The 1,969-nt window shown below is 36.3% G+C and carries 1 protein-coding gene; it reads left to right on the top strand.

Features of this window, described 5'->3' with window-relative positions:
* Positions 1–137: 137 nt before the first annotated feature.
* On the top strand, positions 138–1,871 hold the full coding sequence (locus ACX6CF_RS26195; RefSeq protein ID WP_458788330.1) for an IS1634 family transposase: 1,734 nt from the start codon (positions 138–140) through the stop codon (positions 1,869–1,871).
* Positions 1,872–1,969 lie beyond the last annotated feature (98 nt).

Below are 1,969 nucleotides of genomic sequence, written 5' to 3' on the forward strand. Positions count from 1 at the left end.
CGGGTCTTTGACAGTTGCATAAAGAAAAAATCTATGAAAGCCTTGATTTAGGCTAATTTTTTTGTCAAATTTTACATTTTACTATATCGCACCTTATCGCACTGTGTTATAATATAATGTATAGGAGGTGTATTACTATGAGATTAAAAGTATCTAAATCCAAAAATGCCGCTTCTTTTTACGTAATTAAATCCGTTTATAACCCCAAAACACAATCTAACACTTCAAAGATTGTTGAAAAACTCGGAACTGAAGCCGAACTTAGAAAAAAACTAGAAGGTCGAGACCCTTATGAATGGGCCAATGAATATATCGCTGAACTCAACCAAAAAGAAAAGGTGAACAAACGCAAAGTCATTGTTGAATGTTCTCAATTCAAGCTCATTGGCAAAGATACTCAACACGCTTTCAACGGTGGCTACCTGTTTCTTCAACAACTTTATCACCAACTAGGGCTTCACAAGATTTCTAAGGACATCACTTCTAGACATAAATTCACCTTTGACCTGAATGCTATTCTTTCACGTTTAGTTTATGGGAGAATACTCTTCCCCTCTTCTAAACTTAATACCTTTGAAGAATCAAAGCGGCTATTGGAGCAACCTACTTTTGATTTACAGCACATTTATCGTGCCTTAGGGATTATCGCTGACGAATCGGATTTTATTCAGGCAGAGTTGTATAAAAATAGTCTCTCCATTTCTAAAAGAAATGACCATATCCTCTACTATGACTGCACCAACTACTTTTTTGAGATTGAACAGGAGGATGGTCTTAAACAATACGGCTTTAGTAAAGAGCACAAACCAAACCCCATTGTGGAAATGGGTCTGTTCATGGATGGTGACGGCATTCCTCTTGCCTTTAACATCCACAGCGGCAACACTAATGAACAAATCACCTTAAGACCTCTTGAAAAGCAGATTATCCATGATTTCAAACTATCTAAGTTTGTCGTTTGTACAGATGCTGGTTTATCCTCAACAGACAACAGAAAGTTTAATGATATAGGTGGGCGCTCTTTCATCACCACACAGTCTATTAAAAAACTAAAAAAACACCTTAAAGATTGGGCTCTTGCTCCTGAAGGGTGGATTCACTCTTCATCTGGTAAATCATTTGACATCCGAAGATTTGATAAGGATCAGAGGCTCTATGAGGCATTCAAGAATGTGACTTTCTACAAGGAAAGATGGATTAAAGAAGATGGGCTTGAACAAAAACTGATTGTAACATATTCTCTGAAATACCGTGATTATCAACAACAAATCAGAACCAAACAACTCGAGCGTGCAGTCAAACTTATTAGCAGTAATCCAAAGAGTATCGATAAAAAAAGACAGAATGATTATAAACGCTTCATCTGTGCTACCAAGGTTACTAATGATGGCGAAGTTGCTGAAAAGGCTGTCTATAATCTTGATGAAAAAGCCATTGCGAAAGAGGCTATGTATGACGGATTTTATGCTGTCTGTACAAATCTAGAAGAAGAGGCCTCAACAATAGCTAAAATCAATCATCAGCGCTGGGAGATTGAAGAATGCTTTAGGATTATGAAAAGTGAATTTAAAGCTAGACCTGTATTCCTTCGCAGAGATGACCGAATTAAAGCACACTTTACTACTTGTTTTCTGGCTCTCGTTTTGTATAGATATCTGGAAAAGAAACTGGATAACAAATTCACAACAAATGAAATAATAAATCAGTTGAAAGATATGAACTTCCATGCTATTGCCGGCGAAGGATATATGCCGATCTATACACGAACCGACTTTACTGATGCTCTTCATGAAGCTTTTGGATTTAGAACCGATTATCAGATTGTTAGCAACAGAGAAATGAAAAAAATATATAAAAGCACAAAAAAATAAAAAAGGTACGCAAAAATCTCAAAATCAAAAAAGCTTGATATGCCCTATTTACAAGGGGTTTCAAGCTTTTATTTTCTTTCAACTGTCAAAGACAGGAT

The organism is Vallitalea sediminicola, assembly GCF_054408565.1.